Below are 18,887 nucleotides of genomic sequence, written 5' to 3'. Positions count from 1 at the left end.
TCGATGCCGTCGATCTCGATCGACTGGGTTGCGTCAGGCAAGCGAGCCCTCTCCGAGCGAACCGCCCAGCACGTGCGCGTGGGCGTGGAACACGGTCTGACCGGCGAGCTCGCCGGTGTTGAACACGAGGCGGAAGTCGCCGTCGCCGCGCTCGCGCGCGATCGCCTGCGCCGCCTGGATCATCTCGGCGAGCAGGTCGGGGTCGCCGGCCGCGAGCTCGACGACGTCGCGGTACGCGGGCGTCTTCGGCACCACGAGCACGTGCATGGGCGCCTGGGGGTGGATGTCGGTGAACGCGATGATGCGATCGTTCTCGAGCACGATCTCCGCAGGGATCTCGCGGGCGATGATCTTCTCGAACACGGTGGGCTCAGCCATGCCGATCAGCCTACCTTCGCGCCGCTCACCAGCGGCTGAGCCGCATGGAGAGGGCAGCGATGCCGGCGAGTCCGGCGGTGGAGGTGCGCAGGACGTGATCGCCCATGCGAGCCCGGATGGCGCCGGCGGCCACGAGCCGCTCGAGCTCGCCCGGGTCCACGCCGCCCTCGGGGCCGACGACGAGCAGCACGTCGCGGTCGACGGGGACGTCGGCGATCGAGTCGACGGCGGTGGGGTCCAGCACGACGAGGCGCCACGCATCCGCGAGCCCGGCGAGCCCCTCGGTGTCGACGACCTCGCCGACCTCGGGCAGCCGCGGGCGGATGGCCTGCTTGCCCGCCTCGCGCACGACCTTGCGCCAGCGCTCGAGCGCCTTGTCGCCGCGCTCGCCCTTCCACTGCACGACGCTGCGGCGCGCCTGCCACGGCACGATCGCGTCGACGCCGAGCTCCGTCGACGCCTGCACGGCGAGCTCTGCGCGGTCGCCCTTCGCGAGAGCCTGCGCGAGGCCGATGCGCGGCGACGGCGCCGGCACCGCGTCGACGTGCTGCAGCACGACGTCGACGCCGTCGCGCTCGGCACGGTCGATGACGCCCTCGGCGAGCGTGCCGCGGCCGTCGCTCACGAGCACGCGCTCGCCGCGACGCATCCGCGAGACGACGGCGGCGTGGTGCGCCTCCTCCCCCGTGAGCGTCACCACGTCGCCAGCGGCTGCGCCCTCGAGCGCGTCATGCCAGTAGCAGTGGGCCATCAGATGCGGAGGCGGTCGCGCATCTTCGCGAACAGGCCCTGCTTGAACTGCGCGAGGTGCGGCGCCGGCGCCTTGGTGCGATCGCGCAACTCTCGCAGCAGCTCCTCGGTGCGGCGGTCGAGCCGCTGCGGCGTCACCACCTGCACGCCGAGCTTGAGGTCGCCCCGCCCCGCTCCGCGCAGGCGCGTGACGCCGCGGTCGGCGACCGTCAGCACGTCGCCCGACTGCGTGCCGGGCCGCACCTCGACCTCGACCGGACCGTCGATGGCCTCGACGCGCGCTCGCGCACCGAGCGCCGCATCCGGCATCGACACCTCGAGCGTGGCGAGCAGGTCGTCGCCCGAGCGGCTGAACACCTCGTGGTGGCGCACGTTGATCTCGAGGTAGAGCGTGCCGGCGGGGCCGCCCGCCTCGCCGACCTCGCCCTGGCCGGGCAGCTGGATGCGCAGGCCGGTGTCGACGCCCGCGGGGATGTCGACCGGGATGGTGCGCTCGGCGCGCACGCGGCCGTGGCCGGCGCACGTCTGGCACGGATGCGGGATGACGGTGCCGTAGCCCTGGCAGACCGCGCACGGCTGGCTCGTGACGACGTTGCCGAGCAGCGAGCGCACCTGCCGCTGCACGTGGCCGGAGCCGCCGCACATCGAGCAGCGCTCCGGGTTCGTGCCCGGCGCGGTGCAGGCGCCGCCGCACGTCTCGCACAGCACGGCCGTCTGCACGCGCAGCTCACGGTGCACACCGAAGACGACGTCGGCGAGATCGAGGTCGACGCGCAGCAGGCTGTCCTGCCCCGCCTGCCGCCGCGAGCGTGGGCCCTGGGAGCGGCCGCCGCCGAAGAACTGCTCGAAGATGTCACCGAAGCCGAACGCCCCCGCGCCGGCCGACGGGCCCCGGTCGTACTCCGCGCGCGACTGCGGGTCGCCGAGCACGTCGTACGCGTGCGTGACGGTCTTGAATCGCTCCGCGGCGTCCTCGCTCGGGTTGACGTCGGGGTGCAGCTCGCGAGCGAGCCTGCGGTACGCCTTCTTGATCTCGTCCTGGCCGGCGTCGCGCGCGACGCCGAGGGTCTCGTAGTGGTCAGTCACTCAGTCCTCGCTCAGCAGCCGCGTCAGGTAGCGCGCAACTGCGCGCACCGCGGCCATGTTTCCTGCGTAGTCCATCCGGGTCGGGCCCAGCACGCCCACATGCCCCTCGAGCCGCGAGTCGCTGTACGTCGACGCCACGACGGCGGCCTCCCCCAGCGGTCCCGACAGCTCGCGGCCGATGCGGGTCGTCACCTCGCCCTCCGCGCCCATCTCGTCGAACAGCCGCAGCAGCGTCACCTGCTCCTCGATCGCGTCGAGCACCGGCGTGACGCGGCCGTGGAAGTCGCGCTCCTCGCGCACGAGGTGCGAGGCGCCTGCCATGACGATGCGGTCGCCGCCCGCGGCCTGCAGCATCTCGGTGAGCGCGTGCGCGACGGCCGCGGTCGCGGTCTGCAGCGCGGGCGGGGCGGATGCGGCGGCCGACGACAACCGCTCGACGGCGTCGGTGGGCGAGAGCTCGGCGACCGTCTCGGTGAACGCGCGACCGAGCGCGGTCGCCTGCTCGGGCTCGATGCGCTGCTGCGCGTCGAGCACCCGCTGCTCGACGCGGCCGGAGTCGAGGATCAGCACGGCCAGCAGCCGCGTCTCCGCGACGGCGACGAGCTCGACCCGGCGCACGCCCGCGGGGCGGCGCATCGGCACCTGCACGAGCGCGACCTGGTTCGTGAGGCTCGAGAGGAGCCTGGCGGTGCGGGCGAGCACGTCGTCGCGGTCGACCGCCTCGTCGAGGAACCGCGCGATGGCCATCCGCTGCGCCGGCGTGAGCGGCTGCATGCGCTGCAGCCGGTCGACGAACACCCGGTAGCCCTTGTCGGTCGGCACCCGCCCGGAGGACGTGTGCGGGGCGACGATGAGCTCCTCCTCCTCGAGGAGCGCCATGTCGTTGCGGATGGTGGCGGCGGAGACGCCGAACGCGTGCCGCTCGACGATCGACTTCGAGCCGACCGGCTCCCGCATGGCGACGTAGTCCTGCACGATCGCGCGGAGCACGTCGAGACCGCGATCCGAGACCATCCGCGCTCCCCTCGTCCGTGGGCACCGCATCCGCTCCCGGACGCGGCACAGCTCTGCTTGGCACTCTCGTCTACTGACTGCCAATCCTACCGCGCGCCGCGGCCGTTCGGATGGCATGCACAGCCGTTCGGGCGGACAATGGGCCCGCGATAGGTCCCGCGCACCGCGAGGCACACACGAAAGGCACGCCATGTCCGATCCCAACGCTCCCCGTGGGGAGCAGCCAGATCCGTCCGAGCAGCCCGTCGATGGCTTCGCCGTGACGGACGAGCAGCACGCCGCTCCCAGCGCCCCCGCGGCGCCCGGCGTCGGCCAGCCCGCGCAGTCGTTCTCCTCCCCCGCCGTCACGCCCGAGGCGCCCGGCCAGCCCGCCTTCAGCACCGACGGCCAGGGGTGGCAGCACGGCCAGCAGCACCCCGGCCAGCCCTCCGCGCCGCAGTTCGGCGAGCAGCCCACCGGCGGCGCGAGCGCCGCGCCGCGACCGGGCGAGCACGCGTCCGCGCCGCAGCCGCAGTCCGGGCAGCCCCAGTACGGGCAGCCCCAGCACGGGCAACCGCCGTACGGGCAGCCCCAGCACGGGCAGCCGCAGCACGGGCAGGGTCAGCCCGGCCAGCCGCCGTTCGGGCAGCCGGGTCAGCCTCCCTACGGCCAGCCGCAGTACGGGGCGGGGCAGCCGCAGTACGGCGGGCAGCCCCAGTACGGCGCGGGCCAGCCCCCGTACGGCGGCCAGCCGCAGTACGGCGCCCCCGGGCAGCCGCAGTACGCGGCCGCCGCCCCGATGTCGCCCGTCGACGAGAAGAACGCCGGCATGTGGGGGCACCTCTCGGGCCTCTCGACGATCGTCACCGGCGGCTTCGGCGGCTGGATCGGCCCGCTCATCGTCTACATGATCTACAAGGACCGCAGCGCGTTCGCGAAGCAGGAGTCGAAGGAGGCGCTGAACTTCGGCATCTTCATGACGATCCTCGCGATCGGCATCCTCATCGTCGGCTCGATCCTCGCGCTCGTGACGCTCGGCATCCTCGCGTTCCTGCCGGCGCTCTACTGGGTGCCGGGACTCCTGCAGGTGATCTTCGCGATCATCGGCGGCGTCCGGGTCAACAACGGCGGCTCGTACCGCTACCCGTTCAACTGGCGGATGATCAAGTAGCGCGAGCCCTCAGAGCCTGAGCCTCAGGGCAGCAGTCGCCGCACCACCGCGTCGGCCAGGAGCCGCCCTCGCAGCGTCGGGACCACCCGGCCGGCGAGGGCGGCTCTTCCGTCGACGAGGTCGTCGGCGATGAGCCCCGCGACCGCGCTGCGGCCCTCGGGCTCGAGCACGTCGATCGGCAGGCCGCCGGCGATGCGCGACTCGAGCAGCACGCGCTCGACGCGGCGCGTCTCCCCGTCGAGCACCTCGCGCGCGAGCGCCGGCGAGGCTCCGGCCACGAGCCGGTCGCGGTACGCGGCCGGGTGCTTCACGTTCCACCAGCGCACACCGCCGACGTGGCTGTGGGCGCCGGGCCCGAATCCCCACCAGTCCTGGCCGCGCCAGTAGGCGAGGTTGTGCCGGGCGACCCGATCCCCGCGCGCCCAGTTCGACACCTCGTACCAGCCGTAGCCCGCGCCCGAGAGCGTCGCATCCGCCGCCTCGTACATGGCCGCCTGCAGGTCGTCGTCCGGCGCGGCGAGCTCGCCGCGGCGGATGCGCCGGGCGAGCGCCGTGCCCTCCTCGACGATGAGCGCGTACGCCGAGACGTGATCCGGCGCCATCGCGACCGCGGCGTCGAGCGAGCGCTGCCAGTCGGCGAGCGACTCCCCCGGCGCACCGTAGATGAGGTCGATCGACACCTCGAGGCCCGCCTCGCGAGCCCACGCGACGACTTGCGGGACCCGCTCGGGATCGTGCGTGCGGTCGAGCGCCGCCAGCACGTGGGGCACTGCGGACTGCATGCCGAACGAGACGCGCGTCACGCCGCCGGCGCGCAGCTGCGCGAGGCCGGCCGCATCGATCGAGTCGGGGTTCGCCTCGACCGAGACCTCCGCGCCGTCGGCGATGCCGAACGCATCCCGCACGCCCGCCAGCATCGTCAGCAGGTCACCCGCCGGGAGCAGGGTGGGCGTGCCGCCGCCGAAGAACACGGTCTGCGCCGGGCGCAGCGGACCGAGCTCGCCGAGCACCTCGGCCGCGATGGCGATCTCGGCGGCGACGTCGCCGGGGTAGCCGGCGCGCGTCGCGCCGCGCAGCTCGTCGGCCGTGTAGGTGTTGAAGTCGCAGTAGCCGCACCGCACCGAGCAGAACGGCACGTGCAGGTAGACGCCGAACGCCCCGTCCACCGCGGTGCCGGCCGGCAGGCGGCCGTCGGCCGGCGCGGCCTCGCCCTCAGGCAGCCGCCCCATGGTCAGCGGACGTCGATCGACCGGAGCACATCCATGAACCGGTCGTGGTAGCGGCGGCGCAGCGCCCGCGCGACGGGGCTGCCGAGCTTGGCCCACCACGCTTCCTGGCGGACGATCGCGCGGAAGTGCAGGAAGACGGTCTCGTCGTCGGCGATCTCGACGGTGAAGCGCTCCTCGCCGGCGAGCGGGTGGCCCTCGAGCGAGCCGATGATGACGACGTGCGTCGTCGGCTCCTCCTCGACCGCGATCACCCGCATGGGCGCGTGGACCTGGATGCCCGCGACCCGGATGCGCTGGTCGACGGAGTCGCCCGGCTGCAGGAAGGGCTCGCCGTCGGGGCCGAAGTCCTGCTGCGGCTCGATGCTCGCGGCGCGGGTGGCCTCGGTGCCGTCGAAGCCGACGGGGCGGTAGACGGAGCCCTCGTCGGTGCCGACGATGTCGATCTCGATGCCCGAGAGCCGCTGCACCTTCCAGGTGCGGAGGGCCGCGACCGCCGCGTCGTAACGGGGGCGGCCGTGGCCGATGCGGGCGCGCTTCTGCACGACCTCGAAGCCCTTCGGCGGGAACCGCTGGAAGTCGAAGTGCCCGGTGGCGCCCACGGCGCCGTAGTTGGTCGAGCGCTCGGCGATGGGCTTCATTTCGCGTCCTTCTTCGTCTCGCCGGTGGAGAGGGCGGCGATGAACGCCTCCTGGGGCACCTCGACGCGGCCGACCATCTTCATCCGCTTCTTGCCCTCCTTCTGCTTCTCCAGCAGCTTGCGCTTGCGGGTGATGTCACCGCCGTAGCACTTGGCGAGCACGTCCTTGCGGATGGCCCGGATGGTCTCGCGCGCGATGATGCGAGCGCCGATGGCCGCCTGGATCGGCACCTCGAACTGCTGCCTCGGGATGAGCTCGCGCAGCTTGCCCGCCATCAGCACGCCGTACGCGTACGCCTTGTCGCGGTGCACGATCGCGCTGAATGCGTCGACCTGCTCGCCCTGCAGCAGGATGTCGACCTTGACGAGGTCGCCCTCCTCCTCGCCGTCAACCTCGTAGTCGAGCGAGGCGTAGCCCTGGGTCTTGGACTTGAGCTGGTCGAAGAAGTCGAAGACGATCTCGCCGAGCGGCAGCCGGTAGCGCAGCTCGACGCGGTCCTCCGACAGGTACTCCATGCCGCCGAGCGTGCCGCGACGCGTCTGGCACAGCTCCATGATGGCGCCGACGTAGTCCTTCGGCGCGAGGATCGTGGCGCGCACCATCGGCTCGACCACCGACAGGATCTTGCCCTCGGGGAACTCGCTCGGGTTCGTGACGATGTGCGTCTGCTTGTCCTCGGTCAGCACCTCGTACGGCACGCTCGGCGCGGTGGCGATGAGGTCGAGGTTGAACTCGCGCTCGAGCCGCTCGGTGATGATCTCGAGGTGCAGCAGGCCCAGGAAGCCGCAGCGGAAGCCGAAGCCGAGCGCGACGGAGGTCTCCGGCTCGTACACGAGCGCCGCGTCCGAGAGCTTGAGCTTGTCGAGCGCCTCGCGCAGCACCGGGTAGTCGCTGCCGTCGATCGGGTAGAGGCCCGAGAAGACCATGGGCTTCGGCTCGGCGTAGCCCTTGAGCGGCGTGGCCGCCGGCGACTTCACGCCCGTGACGGTGTCGCCCACCTTCGACAGGCGCACATCCTTCACGCCGGTGATGAGGTAGCCGACCTCGCCGACGCTCAGGCCCTTCGCGGGGATGGGCTCGGGGCTCGAGACGCCGATCTCGAGCGCCTCGTGCTTCGAGCCGGTCGACATCATGACGACCTGCTCGCGGGGGCGCAGCGTGCCGTCGACCATGCGCACGTAGGTGACGACGCCGCGGTACGCGTCGTAGACGGAGTCGAAGATCATGGCGCGAGCGGGGCCGTCGACCTCGCCCGTGGGCGCGGGCACGGTGCGCACGACGCGGTCGAGCAGCGCGTCGACGCCCGCGCCGGTCTTGCCGCTCACGCGCAGCACGTCGTCGGGGTCGCCGCCGATGAGGCGGGCGATCTCGGCCGCGTACTTGTCGGGGTCGGCGGCCGGCAGGTCGATCTTGTTGAGCACCGGGATGATCTCGAGATCGTTGTCCATCGCGAGGTACAGGTTTGCGAGCGTCTGCGCCTCGATGCCCTGCGCGGCGTCGACGAGCAGGATCGCGCCCTCGCAAGCGGCGAGCGAGCGCGACACCTCGTACGTGAAGTCGACGTGGCCGGGGGTGTCGATCATGTTCAGGGCGAACGTGTCGCCGTCGAGCGCCCACGGCATCCGCACTGCCTGCGACTTGATCGTGATGCCGCGCTCCCGCTCGATGTCCATGCGATCGAGGTACTGGGCGCGCATCGAGCGGTCGTCGACGACGCCGGTGAGCTGCAGCATGCGGTCGGCGAGGGTCGACTTGCCGTGGTCGATGTGGGCGATGATGCAGAAGTTGCGGATCTTCGCCGGATCGGTGGAGGCTGGCTCGAGTGCCTTGGTCGCTCTAGGGCTCACGGGTCCTTCTCGTCGGCTGGGGATCTCCGCTTCGTCGCAGATGCGGCTTGCGGTGCGGAACGTCCATTCTCCCACAGCGGACAGGGGCTGCCGCGTTGCGAGCAGGCCTCGGGCGCTGATAGCATCGTTCGCTGGCTTCCCCTTCTTCTGCGCGCCCGTCGCGCGAGGGCGGGTCGCGGCGGCTCAGGCGAGCAACAGCCGCCGCCAACCACTCTTCCAACAAGGACAGGACACCACGTGGCGAACATCAAGTCGCAGATCAAGCGCATCCTCACCAACGAGAAGGCGACGCTCCGCAACCGCGCCGTCAAGAGCGAGCTGAAGACCGCCGTACGCGAGGCCAAGAAGGCCATCGCCGCCGGCGACAAGGCTGTCGCGCAGCAGAAGGTGGCCGTCGCCACCCGCAAGCTCGACAAGGCCGTCTCGAAGGGCGTCATCCACCGCAACCAGGCGGCGAACCGCAAGTCGTCGATCGCGAAGGCTGCCGCGTCGCTCTGAGCTGACACGCTGCACGAAGGGGACCCCGGTCGGGGTCCCCTTCGTCGTTCGCGGGGCGCGGCCTTGGCTGCGGCTGCGGGTTGCGGTACGGATCTGCGGGTCACGGCGGCGAGCACCCGCAGCTCGGTACCAGAGCCGCGCCGCCGCTCTGAGCGGTGGTACCGATCTGCGGGTCGCTACGGCCGGCACCCGCAGATCGGTACAACACCTTCGCGACCAGCCTGGCTGGTGGTACCGATCCGCGGGTCGCGACGGCCGGCACCCGCAGATCGGTACGAGACCTTCGCGAGCACCTTGGATGGTGGTACCGATCTGCGAGTCGCGACTGTCGGCACCCGCAGTTCGGTACGGGTCAGGCCGCCGGGCGGGCTGCCAGCTGGCGCACGAGCCGCTCGACCGAGTGGCCGGGGCTCCGCTCGGCGCCCTTCACGGCGGCATCGGCGGTCGCGATCGCCTCGATCGCGTCGCACAGGGACGCATCCGTGAACGACCGCAGATCGCGTCGCGCGTTGCCGACCTGCCAGTCCTGCATCCCGAGCTGGCGGGCGGCCTGCATGTCGGAGCCGCCGGCGCCCGACACCTTCGCGAGCTGCCGGTACCGCATGGCGAACGCCGCGACGATCGGCACGGGGTCGGCGCCGGTCGCGATCGCCTGCCGCAGGGTGACGAGCGCGCGAGCGACATCGCCCGCGATGACGGCGTCGACGACCGCGAAGGCCGTCGTCTCGACGCGCCCCGAGTAGTAGGTGCGCACGACCTGCTCGGTGACGTCGCCCTCGGTGTCGAGCGCGACCTGGCGGATGGCGTTCGCGAGCTCGGCGATGTCGCTCGAGAAGGCGTCGACCAGCGCGGCGATCGCGCCGGGTGTCGCGTCGCGCTCAAGCAGCCGCAGCTCTGCGCGCGCGAACGGGATCATGTCGCCGCGCTTGAGCGGCTGGCAGACGACCTCGATCGCGCCGGGCGTCGAGCGGATCGCGTCGAGCATCTTCTTGCCGCGCACCGTCGAGCCGTCGTGGCGGATGACCAAGGTCGTGCCGTCGACGGGCGCGGCCAGGTAGCGGAGCACGTCGGCGATGAACGCATCCGTCGCCTTCACGCCGTTCTGGACGCGCACGAGCCGCGGCTCGTCGAACAGCGACGGGCTCGCGATGAGCTCGAGCGCGCCGTCGCCGTACTGGCCCGCGTCGACGTCGCGGACCTCGAGCTCGGGGTCCTCGAGCAGCAGCAGGGCGCGCAGGCGCTGGAGCGCGCGGTCGGCGAGGAACGACTCCTTGCCGAACACCAGCACGACGGGCGCGGGCGACACCTGCTCCCAGCCGATCTTCGGGATGCTCGCTGCCGCCATGGATCAAGCCTACGGGCGGCCGCCGACGCGCTCCGACCAGACGCGCACATCAGGGTTGACGAGAACCGCCGAGCCTCAAGCGCACTCTTCCTTCTCGGATCTCATGCACCCGCACCTTCAGAACACGACCCATCGGCGCAACGGAGGAAAGGTCGTCGATGCGCTTGCCTCCAGCGAGCGAACGCAACTCGCTGACATGAACGAAGCCCGAGGAGCCGTCCGAAGACTCCACGATGACTCCGTGCGGTAGGTGCTTCGAAACAGCGGCCGTCCAATGGTCACCGACGGCAACTCGTGTCGTTCTTGCCGCAGCTTCGATCTCGCTGCGCGCTGCTTCAGCGTCGCTCCTGGACCCGGACGTGATACGCACGGAGCCTCCGCCATCTATGGAGACGCGCGTTCGCGTTCGATGCTCAATGGCTTGAATCCTTTCCCCGCTCCGACCGACAACGCGACCGATGGCGTCTGGAGCGATCGAGAAGTGGATCGAAGAGTGCCACGCGACACTCTTAATGACGACTTGTTCCTTCGCCGGCCACGGCGCCACCACCCATACCTTGAGTGTCTCGGCACCGATATCTCGCTCCAGCCGGAAACTGTCCTCGTCCGGGTCGTACTTCGTTCGTTGCGGCGCGGCAACGACGCGCTCCACTTGCGTCTCGTTGACGCGACGCTGTGACATCCGGTCGCGCGCGTGAGCGGTATAAACGATCGGGAGCGATCTTGGCTTGGGCCGTCCGCGCAGCAACAGAGCCGCGAGGCCACCAAGAATCACGAGGGCGAAAGCCACAGCGATTGCAATCTCCACGTATACGCTCCTCTTCGAGCGGACAAGGCCTCTTTATCGACGAGCCATCAGCCTATGGGTGGAAGGCGGCTCAAGAGCTCGTGACGAGAATCCAGCCGAAGCTTGAGGCTTGGGGCGCCGCGGCAGTGCGGCAGTACGCAATTCCGGCGGGAGATGCCGAGTTGCTCGAAGCGCCAGCTACGGCGAGCCGCCGACGCGCTCCGACCAGACGCGCACGCCCGCGTCGTCGACGGCGAGCGCGATCGTGCCGAGCTCGTCGGTGCGCAGGGGCATGCCGCCGGTGTCGCGCACGAGCCGCAGCGCCGCATCCGTTGGGTGCCCGTAGTCGTTCGGACCGACGCCCACGAGCCCGACCGCGCCGCTGAGCCGCCGATAGAGCGCGGGCAGCTGGTCGGCCGAGCCGTGATGAGCCACGACGACGACGGATGCCGGACCCGGCACACCGGCGCGCAGCAGCCTGGACTGCGCCTCCGCGCTCAGGTCGCCGAGCACGACGAGCTCGAGGCGAGTGCCTGGGAGGTCGATCGTGACGGCGACGCTCGCGTCGTTGCCGGGCTTCGGGTCGCCGATCGGCCAGAGCGCATCGACCCGCACCTCCCCCAGCTGCCACGCGTCGCCCCGCCGAGCCTCGTGCGGGGTCGCGCCGCCGGCGACGAGCTCTGCCACGAGCGGCGCGGCCCGCTCGTCGACCGGTCCGTGCACGAGCGTGCCCACGCGACCCGCCACCGCGGGCGCGCCGCCCGCGTGGTCGACGTCGAAGTGGGTGAGCACCAGCAGGTCGATGCGGCTGACGCCGAGCATCCGCAAGCACCGGTCGATGGGGCCCGGCTCGCGCCCCGCGTCGACGAGCACCGTCGCTCCGCCCGACCGCACGACCGTCGCACTCCCCTGCCCGACGTCGCACTGCGCGATGCGCCAGTCGGCGAGCGACCCGAGCCGTACCGCCGGCCACGCGGCGCAGCCGCCGGCGACGAGCGCCACGCCGAGCGCGACCACGAGCCCACGACCGAGCCGATGGCTCGCATGGCCGAACACGACGGCGACGAGCATGGCGGATGCCGCTGCGACGCCCCAGGGCGCGGCCGGCCACGGCGACTGGGCCGCGGGCAACTGCTGGGCGAGCAGCGCGACCTGGGCGATCCACGACGCCGGCAGCCACGCGACCCACGCGAGGCCGACGGCGACGGCCGGCGCGAGCGGCGCCGCGAGGCACGCCGCGAGCCCGGCGATCGTCGCGAGCGGCGCAGCCGGGCCGGCGAGCAGGTTCGCGAGCACCGCGACCAGGCTCACGCGCGCGTCGAGGCCGACGAGCACGGGCAGGCACCACAGCTGGGCGGCGGCGGGGACGGCGATGAGCGCCGCGACCGGCATCGGCAGCACGCGCGAGAGCGCGGCAGCGATGGGGCGGGCGTGCACGACGAGCCCGCAGGTGGCGAGCGCCGACAGGGCGAAGCCGGCGCTCGTCGCGAGGTGCGGCTGCAGTGCGAGCACGAGCAGCACCGCGAGCGAGAGCAGCGCGACGGCGCCCGCCCGTCGCCCGGTGACGAGCCCGACGAGCGCGATCGCCGCCATCGTGGCGGCGCGCACGACGGATGGCTCGGGTGTCACGAGCAGGACGAAGCCGGCGAGCGCTGCGCCCGCGACCGCGACCCGCGCGCTGCGGCGCGCGCCGAGCGCGGCGGCGGCGTGGAATGCGGCGCCCACCACGATGACGCAGTTCGCGCCCGAGACGGCGGTCAGGTGGCTGAGTCCGGCGTCGAGCATCGCGGTCTCGAGCGCGGGCCCGATGCGCCGCTCGTCGCCGATCGCGAGGCCGGGCAGCAGCTGTCCGCCGGCGCCGGGCAGCCGCTCGGACGCCAGGAGCAACCCATCGCGCAGCGGCGTCGCCCACGCCGCCCAGGCCGCGGGCTCGGCGACCTCGACCTCGGCGCACGTGAGCAGCCACCGCGGGCCGTCGAGCCACGCGTCGCACGCGCCGACGGCCGTCGCCCCGATCGCGAGCGACGCCTCCGCTCGCAGCAGCAGCGCGCTGGGCGGCACGCCCGCCGTCAGCGCACGGCCGTCGCAGCCGGTGACGAGCACCTCGGCGGGCGTGGCGCCACCCAGCACAAGCAGAGCGAGCGCGTCGCAGTCGTCGAGCGGCACGCCGGTCACTGCATCGGCGGCGGCGAGGAGCGGCACGGCGAGACCGGCGCCGACGGCGGCGCTCCGGAGCAGGGCGGCGGCGTGCTCACTGCCGCGGGCGGATGTGCCTCTCGCGCTGAGCAACGACGCGCCCAGCAGGAGGGGGCCAGCCGTGAGCCCGCACACCGCCGCCGCAGGGCCGAGCGCCTCCGGGTGCTGGCTGAGCGCCGCGAGCACCGCCCATGCCATCCCGACCGGCAGCGCAAGCCGCAGGTCGCGCATCAGTGCTCGCTTCTCGTCATCGCCCGCTCGACATCAGAGCGTCACGAGCGGCGTGATGGTGGCGAGCATCGTCGGCCCGATGCCGGGCACGTCGTCGAGCTGCGCGACGTCGGTGAACGGCCCGTGCTCGTCGCGGTGCGCGATGATCGCGAGCGCGAGCGCCGGACCCACGCGCGGCAACGTCTCGAGCGCCGCCTGATCGGCGCGGTTGAGCGAGACGAGTCCTCCGACCTCCGGCGTCGCGGCCCCAGCCTCGACCTGCTCCCCCTCGGTCGGCACGAGCACCTGCTCGCCGTCGACGACCGGCCGGGCGAGGTTCAGCGCGCCGGGCGCCGCCTCCGCGACGGTGCCGCCTGCCCGGGCGATCGCGTCGAGCACGCGCGCGCCCGCCGGCAGCCGGTAGACGCCCGGCTGGGCGACGGCGCCCTGCACGTCGACGACCACCTCGGCAGAGGCGGAGGAGGTCGCGACCGGCGTCGCGACGACGACCGCCGGCTGTGCATCGGCGACCATCCGCTGCGCGACCCCGCCGGCGACCGCGCCGAGCACGAGCACGACCGCGGCGCCCGCGCCCAGGCGCCAGCGCGCATCCCCGCCGCGCCCGCCATCACCGGCCATCCCGGGACGATAGAGCGCTTGCGTTCGATAGCGAGCGTCAGGCGGGTCGACTTGTGGATCATCGGACCCATGCCCGCATGCATTGCGGATTTGGTTGCCGTGTGGGCAATCATCGCTAGGTTCGCCTTATGAGTCAGCAGAAGCAGCCGATCGCCGCTTGGTATCCCGATCCGACAACGCGCTACGAGCAGCGCTACTGGGACGGCCAAGCGTGGACGCATCACGTGTCTGCGGCGGGGACGCCGGGCGTGGATCCACTCCCCGAGCCTTGGCGACCGCAGGCGTCAGTCAGCGCGCCGGACGCCGGCGCGTCTCTGCCAAGCAGCGAGCAGCCGACAACAGCCCACCGAATCGCCCCCGGCGGGACAGCAACGGTCGCGTCGGCGGCTGCCGAGCTGACTGTGGGCACTCATCGGAGCACGGTCGCCGACGAGAAGGTTCCGCTCTTCGGCGCACGGAGGCACGCGGAGGCACTCAGGGCGGAGGTCTCGCGACTCGACTCTTTGATCGCTCGGTACGGTCTGCTTGAGATTGCAGATCGCGAAGCAACCAACGCCTCGCTCGATAGCGACCTGCAGCTCCTTCGTGAGCAGCTCGCCGACGCTGAGCTGCAGCTGTCCGCGCGGCGTCATGAGGTGGAGGCAGCCGCGGCAAGCCTTCTCGATCTCAGGCATGCCATCGATGTTCAGGAGCAGGGTCTTTACGACTTCGAGCACCCAGCGGAGGATTCTCTGGCGCTCGGGACGCAACTGGAGTCACTCCGCACGGCAATTAAGACCGCTGTCCGAGACGGAAGCGCCACTCAAGCCACCAGCAACTTCACGTTCAACAACAGCACTGCGAAGGGTGCGCGCTTCGTGAAGGACATGTCGAAGCTGATGCTGCGTTCCTATAACGCCGAGGCTGAGAACTGTGTCAAAGCAGTCCGCGCTGGCAACCTGGCCACGGCACAAGCGCGGCTCACCAAAGCCATGGAGCAGATTGAGCGGCTCGGCACGATGATCGACCTCCGCATCACATCGAGCTACCACCGACTGCGACTGCAGGAACTCGAACTCGCGAATCGGCACCTGCGAGCGGTGCAAGCGGAGAAGGAGGCTGAGCGGGCCAGGCGTGAGGAACTGCGTGAGCAACGCAAGGCCGAGCAAGAGCTCGCTGCCGAGCGAGCCCGACTCGAGAAGGAGCGGTCGCACTACGAGAATGCGGCGCTCGCCCTTGAGCAGAAGGGCGACCTCGAGGGCGCCGCGAGAATGCGAGAACGCCTCGCAGACGTCGACCACGCGATCGAGAACGTCGACTATCGCGCCGCGAACATCCGCGCGGGTTACGTATACGTGATCAGCAACGTTGGCTCTTTCGGGCCGGATGTCGTCAAGATCGGGCTCACCCGGCGGCTCGATCCCATGGACCGCGTCAACGAGCTGGGCGACGCGTCCGTGCCCTTCCGATTCGACGTGCACGCTCTCTTCTTCGCAGACGACGCGGTCGGCATCGAGTCGATGCTTCACCAGTACTTCGCGGACCGACGACTGAACCGAGTCAATATGCGTCGGGAGTACTTCCACGCCACGCCCTCTGAAGTCCGAGAGGTGCTGCGTGAGCACTCTGTCGAGCTCCTCGACTTCAAGCTCGAGCCCGCCGCGGAGGAGTTCCTTGCGACGCAGGCAATCGTCGGGCAGTCGCGCCCAGGTGAGGCCAGTTGATCCGCGGCGGAGCAAGCGGGCGACGATCGGCAATATCTCGTACGGCTCCGCCGCAATGATCCCGGCCTCCCACGCCTCGGCGCGGCTCGGGCAGGATGGCGGGCCTGAAATCTAGGCAAGCCAGCTCGCGTGTGCGGGCTTGCCGACGACGGCGTGCGTCACCCCGCGAGAGCGCCCACCCAGACGCATAGTGCGGCTGGGTCGGCGCTCCGGCGGGATAACGGCGACGAGCCGTGAGCGGGACTACCCCGTGACGAGGTTCACGAGCCGCGGCGCCCGCACGACGACGTGCCGCACGGTGCGGTCGCCGATCGAGCGCTTCACGCCTGGCAGGTCGCGCGCGGTGCGCTCGAGGTCGGCATCCGTGATGTCAGCGGCCACGTCGACGCGGTCGCGCACCTTGCCGTCGACCTGCACGATCGCCGTGACGGTCGGCTCGACGAGTAGCGCGCGATCGGCCTTGCGCCAGCCGGCGTTCGCGACCGACGGCTGGAAGCCGAGGTTCGCCCACATCTCCTCCGCCGTGTACGGCGCGAAGAGCGACAGGCCGAGCGCAACCGTCTCGACCGCCTCGCGCACGGCCGGGTCCGCGGCCCCCGGACCGCTGTCGACGGCCTTGCGGGTCGCGTTCGTCAGCTCCATGAGCCGCGCGACGACGACGTTGAACTTCAGGCTCTCGACCAGGCCCGGCGCATCCGCCAGGAACCGGTGCGTCTCGCGACGCAGCGCAGCATTGCCCGGCTTCGGGTCGGTGCCCGGCTTCGCGAGCGCCTCCTTCGAGAGCCGCCACGCCCGCGCCAGGAACTTCTGCGCGCCGGTCGGGCTGACGTCCTTCCAGTCGATGTCGTCCTCGGGCGGGCCCGCGAAGCTCATCGCGAGCCGCACCGCGTCGACGCCGAAGCGCTCGAGCTCCTCCGACAGCGTGACGAGGTTGCCCTTCGACTTCGACATCTTCGCGCCGTCGAGGATGACCATCCCCTGGTTCAGCAGCGACTCGAACGGCTCCGTGAACGACACGTGGCCGAGGTCGAACAGCACCTTCGTGATGAACCGCGCGTAGAGCAGGTGCAGGATGGCGTGCTCGACGCCGCCGACGTAGCGGTCGACCGGTGCCCAGCGGTCGACCTGCGCCTTGTCGAACGCCTGCGTGTCGTCGTTCGGGCTCAGGAAGCGCAGGAAGTACCAGGACGAGTCGACGAACGTGTCCATCGTGTCGGCGTCGCGACGCGCGGGGCTGCCGTCGATGGGCGACGGCACGTTCACCCAGTCCTCGGCGCCGCCGAGCGGGCTCTTGCCCTTCGGCGTCAGGTCGAGGCCCGCAGAGTCGGGCAGCGTGACGGGCAGCTGCTCGAGCGGCACCGGCACCTCCTGCCCGTCCTCGGTGTGGATGATCGGGATGGGCGTGCCCCAGTAGCGCTGCCGGCTCACGAGCCAATCACGCAGCCGGTACGACTTCGCCGAGCGGCCGACGCCCTTGGCCTCGAGCAGCTGCACCATGCGGCCGATCGCGTGCTGCTTCGACAGGCCGTCGAGCTCGCCTGAGTTCATGAGTCGGCCGTCGCCGGTGAGCGCCTCCCCGGTCGTCTTCGGGTCGAGCGCGGGCAGGTCGTCGGGCAGCACGGCGTTGCCGTGCTCGTCGAGCGGGATCGCCGGCATGACGCCCGTGACGGTCGCGTTCGTGTCGACGACCACCTTCACCGGCAGGTCGAAGGCGCGCGCGAAGTCGAGGTCGCGCTGGTCGTGCGCGGGCACGGCCATGACGGCGCCGTGGCCGTAGTCGGCCAGCACGTAGTCGGCGGTCCAGACGGGCAGTCGCTCGCCCGTCAGCGGGTGGATCGCGAAGCGGCCGAGATCGACGCCCGTCTTCGTGCGCTCCGCGTTCTGGCGGTCGATCTCGGTCATCCGGCCCACCTCGTCGAGGTAGGCCTGGAACCGCATCCGCACATCCGGGTCAGCACCCGCGGCCAGCTCTGCCGCGAGGTCGGAGTCGGGCGCGACCACCATGAACGTCGCGCCGTAGAGCGTGTCCGGGCGCGTCGTGAAGACGTGCACGGGGCTCGGGTGACCCTCGATCTCGAACTCGACCTCGGCGCCGATCGAGCGGCCGATCCAGTTGCGCTGCATGCGCAGCACCTTGTCGGGCCAGCGGCCCTCGAGCTGGTTGAGGTCGTCGAGCAGCCGGTCGGCGTAGTCGGTGATCTTGAAGTACCACTGCGTGAGCTTCTTCTTCACGACCGGCGTACCGCAGCGCTCGCACGCGCCGTCGACGACCTGCTCGTTCGCGAGCACCGTCTGGTCCTTGGGGCACCAGTTGACGTTCGACGGCTTGCGGTAGGCGAGGCCCGCCTTGTACAGCTCGAGGAACAGCCACTGGTTCCACTTGTAGTACGCCGGGTCGGACGTGTGGAGGATGCGGTCCCAGTCGAACGCCGTCGCGTACTGCCGCATCGAGCGCTTGTGCTGCTCGATGTTCGCCTCGGTCCAGACCTTCGGGTCGATGCCGCGCTGGATGGCGGCGTTCTCGGCGGGCAGCCCGAACGAGTCCCAGCCGATCGGGTGCAGCACGTTGAAGCCCTGCTGCCGCCAGTAGCGGGCGAGCACGTCGCCGTACGCGTACGACTCCGCGTGCCCCATGTGCAGGTCGCCCGAGGGGTACGGGAACATGTCGAGCACGTACTTGCGCGGCCTGGCGTCGGACTCGTCGTCGGTCGCGAAGGGGCGGATGCGGTCCCACACCGGCAGCCAGCGCTGCTGGATTCGGGCGAAGTCGTAGGTCTCGTCGGTCACAGATGCTCCTGGGTGTCGTCGGCCGGAGGCGGCACGACGGCTTCCCAGTCTACGGCGACTCGGTCGGAGCGCCTCGTGGCACAATCGGAGGCGGTCGCCACCGCGGCCGCAGCCATGCGGAGGGAGGTCGTCTTGCCGGAGTTCGAGAACCCGCCGGCGACCGTCGACGTGCCGGCGTCGCGAGTGACCCGCATCGTCACGATCGACGCCCCGCGCAGCACCGTCTGGCGGTGCCTCACCGAGCCGGACCTGCTCGCCCGCTGGCTCGGCGACATCGCAGCCTTCCCCGAGGGCGTCGTCGCCGGCGCGACCGGCCGCTTCGCGTGGAGCGGCGAGGTCGTGCTCGCCGCCCGCATCCTCGAGGTCGTGCCCGAGGAGCGCTTCGTGTTCGACTGGGCCGAGGGCATCCTCTCGGGCCGCGCCTCGACGGTCGAGATCGCGCTCCGCGACCTCGATGACTGCACGCAGGTGCACCTCGTCGAATCGGGCTTCCCGCTCGAAGGCGACGACGCGACCCGGCGCGAGGCGCTGCGTGCGCTCGCCGCCGGCTGGACCGTCGAGCTCGACGAGCTCGTCGACCTCGCAGAGTCGCTCGCGGGCTGACCGACGTGCAACCGGATGGTTGCAGTC

The 18,887-nt window shown here is 71.4% G+C and carries 16 protein-coding genes; 4 read left to right on the top strand and 12 right to left on the bottom strand.

The window, feature by feature from the left end; all coding sequences use genetic code 11:
* Nucleotides 1–33: 33 nt before the first annotated feature.
* Genes ACLQ21_RS14525 through hrcA form a run of 4 tightly spaced genes read right to left on the bottom strand, consistent with a single transcriptional unit; the run spans nt 34 to nt 3,228 of the window.
* A complete protein-coding gene (locus ACLQ21_RS14525; RefSeq protein ID WP_425664678.1) occupies nt 34–378 on the bottom strand; it encodes a histidine triad nucleotide-binding protein in 345 nt (114 codons plus the stop codon).
* 25 nt (nt 379–403) lie between these two features.
* Nucleotides 404–1,129 (bottom strand): 16S rRNA (uracil(1498)-N(3))-methyltransferase, encoded by a 726-nt coding sequence (locus ACLQ21_RS14520; RefSeq protein ID WP_425664677.1) that lies wholly within the window; start codon nt 1,127–1,129, stop codon nt 404–406.
* Complete coding sequence (gene dnaJ, locus ACLQ21_RS14515) at nt 1,129–2,214, bottom strand: molecular chaperone DnaJ (protein WP_425664676.1); 1,086 nt, start codon at nt 2,212–2,214, stop codon at nt 1,129–1,131. The genes ACLQ21_RS14520 and dnaJ overlap by 1 nt, the downstream gene beginning before the upstream one ends.
* Entirely contained in the window at nt 2,215–3,228 is a 1,014-nt protein-coding gene (hrcA, locus tag ACLQ21_RS14510) for a heat-inducible transcriptional repressor HrcA (RefSeq protein ID WP_425664675.1), read from the bottom strand.
* 190 nt (nt 3,229–3,418) lie between these two features.
* Between hrcA and ACLQ21_RS14505 the strand changes: the two genes are divergently transcribed.
* Complete coding sequence (locus ACLQ21_RS14505) at nt 3,419–4,378, top strand: DUF4870 domain-containing protein (RefSeq protein WP_425664674.1); 960 nt, start codon at nt 3,419–3,421, stop codon at nt 4,376–4,378.
* A gap of 23 nt (nt 4,379–4,401) precedes the next feature.
* Here ACLQ21_RS14505 and hemW read toward each other — a convergent pair whose 3' ends face one another.
* Genes hemW through lepA form a run of 3 tightly spaced genes read right to left on the bottom strand, consistent with a single transcriptional unit; the run spans nt 4,402 to nt 8,092 of the window.
* A complete protein-coding gene (gene hemW / locus ACLQ21_RS14500) occupies nt 4,402–5,607 on the bottom strand; it encodes a radical SAM family heme chaperone HemW (RefSeq protein WP_425664673.1) in 1,206 nt (401 codons plus the stop codon).
* 2 nt (nt 5,608–5,609) lie between these two features.
* On the bottom strand, nt 5,610–6,245 hold the full coding sequence (locus tag ACLQ21_RS14495; protein WP_425664672.1) for a DUF1990 family protein: 636 nt from the start codon (nt 6,243–6,245) through the stop codon (nt 5,610–5,612).
* Nucleotides 6,242–8,092: a translation elongation factor 4 gene (gene lepA / locus ACLQ21_RS14490; protein ID WP_425664671.1), complete on the bottom strand. Its 1,851-nt coding sequence runs from the start codon at nt 8,090–8,092 to the stop codon at nt 6,242–6,244. Before lepA ends, ACLQ21_RS14495 begins: the two co-directional genes overlap by 4 nt.
* Nucleotides 8,093–8,329: 237 nt before the next feature.
* On the opposite strand from lepA, the gene rpsT reads away from it, so the two are divergent.
* On the top strand, nt 8,330–8,590 hold the full coding sequence (rpsT, locus tag ACLQ21_RS14485; RefSeq protein ID WP_425664670.1) for a 30S ribosomal protein S20: 261 nt from the start codon (nt 8,330–8,332) through the stop codon (nt 8,588–8,590).
* Nucleotides 8,591–8,942: 352 nt separating this feature from the next.
* Here rpsT and holA read toward each other — a convergent pair whose 3' ends face one another.
* The 4 genes from holA to ACLQ21_RS14465 all read right to left on the bottom strand — a co-directional run bounded on the left by holA (nt 8,943) and on the right by ACLQ21_RS14465 (nt 13,767).
* Nucleotides 8,943–9,935, bottom strand: coding sequence for a DNA polymerase III subunit delta (holA, locus tag ACLQ21_RS14480; protein ID WP_425664669.1), 993 nt, complete (start codon nt 9,933–9,935; stop codon nt 8,943–8,945).
* Nucleotides 9,936–9,984: 49 nt separating this feature from the next.
* Entirely contained in the window at nt 9,985–10,743 is a 759-nt protein-coding gene (locus tag ACLQ21_RS14475; protein WP_425664668.1) for a KH domain-containing protein, read from the bottom strand.
* 177 nt (nt 10,744–10,920) lie between these two features.
* Nucleotides 10,921–13,149, bottom strand: coding sequence for a ComEC/Rec2 family competence protein (locus tag ACLQ21_RS14470; RefSeq protein ID WP_425664667.1), 2,229 nt, complete (start codon nt 13,147–13,149; stop codon nt 10,921–10,923).
* 33 nt (nt 13,150–13,182) lie between these two features.
* Nucleotides 13,183–13,767: a helix-hairpin-helix domain-containing protein gene (locus ACLQ21_RS14465; protein WP_425664666.1), complete on the bottom strand. Its 585-nt coding sequence runs from the start codon at nt 13,765–13,767 to the stop codon at nt 13,183–13,185.
* Between the two features lie 128 nt (nt 13,768–13,895).
* On the opposite strand from ACLQ21_RS14465, the gene ACLQ21_RS14460 reads away from it, so the two are divergent.
* On the top strand, nt 13,896–15,470 hold the full coding sequence (locus tag ACLQ21_RS14460) for a DUF4041 domain-containing protein (protein WP_425664665.1): 1,575 nt from the start codon (nt 13,896–13,898) through the stop codon (nt 15,468–15,470).
* 243 nt (nt 15,471–15,713) lie between these two features.
* Here the strand turns inward: ACLQ21_RS14460 and leuS are convergent, their stop codons facing one another.
* On the bottom strand, nt 15,714–18,257 hold the full coding sequence (gene leuS, locus ACLQ21_RS14455; protein ID WP_425664664.1) for a leucine--tRNA ligase: 2,544 nt from the start codon (nt 18,255–18,257) through the stop codon (nt 15,714–15,716).
* Nucleotides 18,258–18,332: 75 nt separating this feature from the next.
* On the opposite strand from leuS, the gene ACLQ21_RS14450 reads away from it, so the two are divergent.
* Entirely contained in the window at nt 18,333–18,860 is a 528-nt protein-coding gene (locus ACLQ21_RS14450) for an SRPBCC family protein (RefSeq protein WP_425664663.1), read from the top strand.
* Nucleotides 18,861–18,887 lie beyond the last annotated feature (27 nt).

Origin of the sequence: Agrococcus sp. DT81.2, from assembly GCF_049844935.1 — a bacterium.
GTDB lineage: Bacteria > Actinomycetota > Actinomycetes > Actinomycetales > Microbacteriaceae > Agrococcus.
This window is presented reverse-complemented; position numbering and strand designations above follow the sequence as displayed.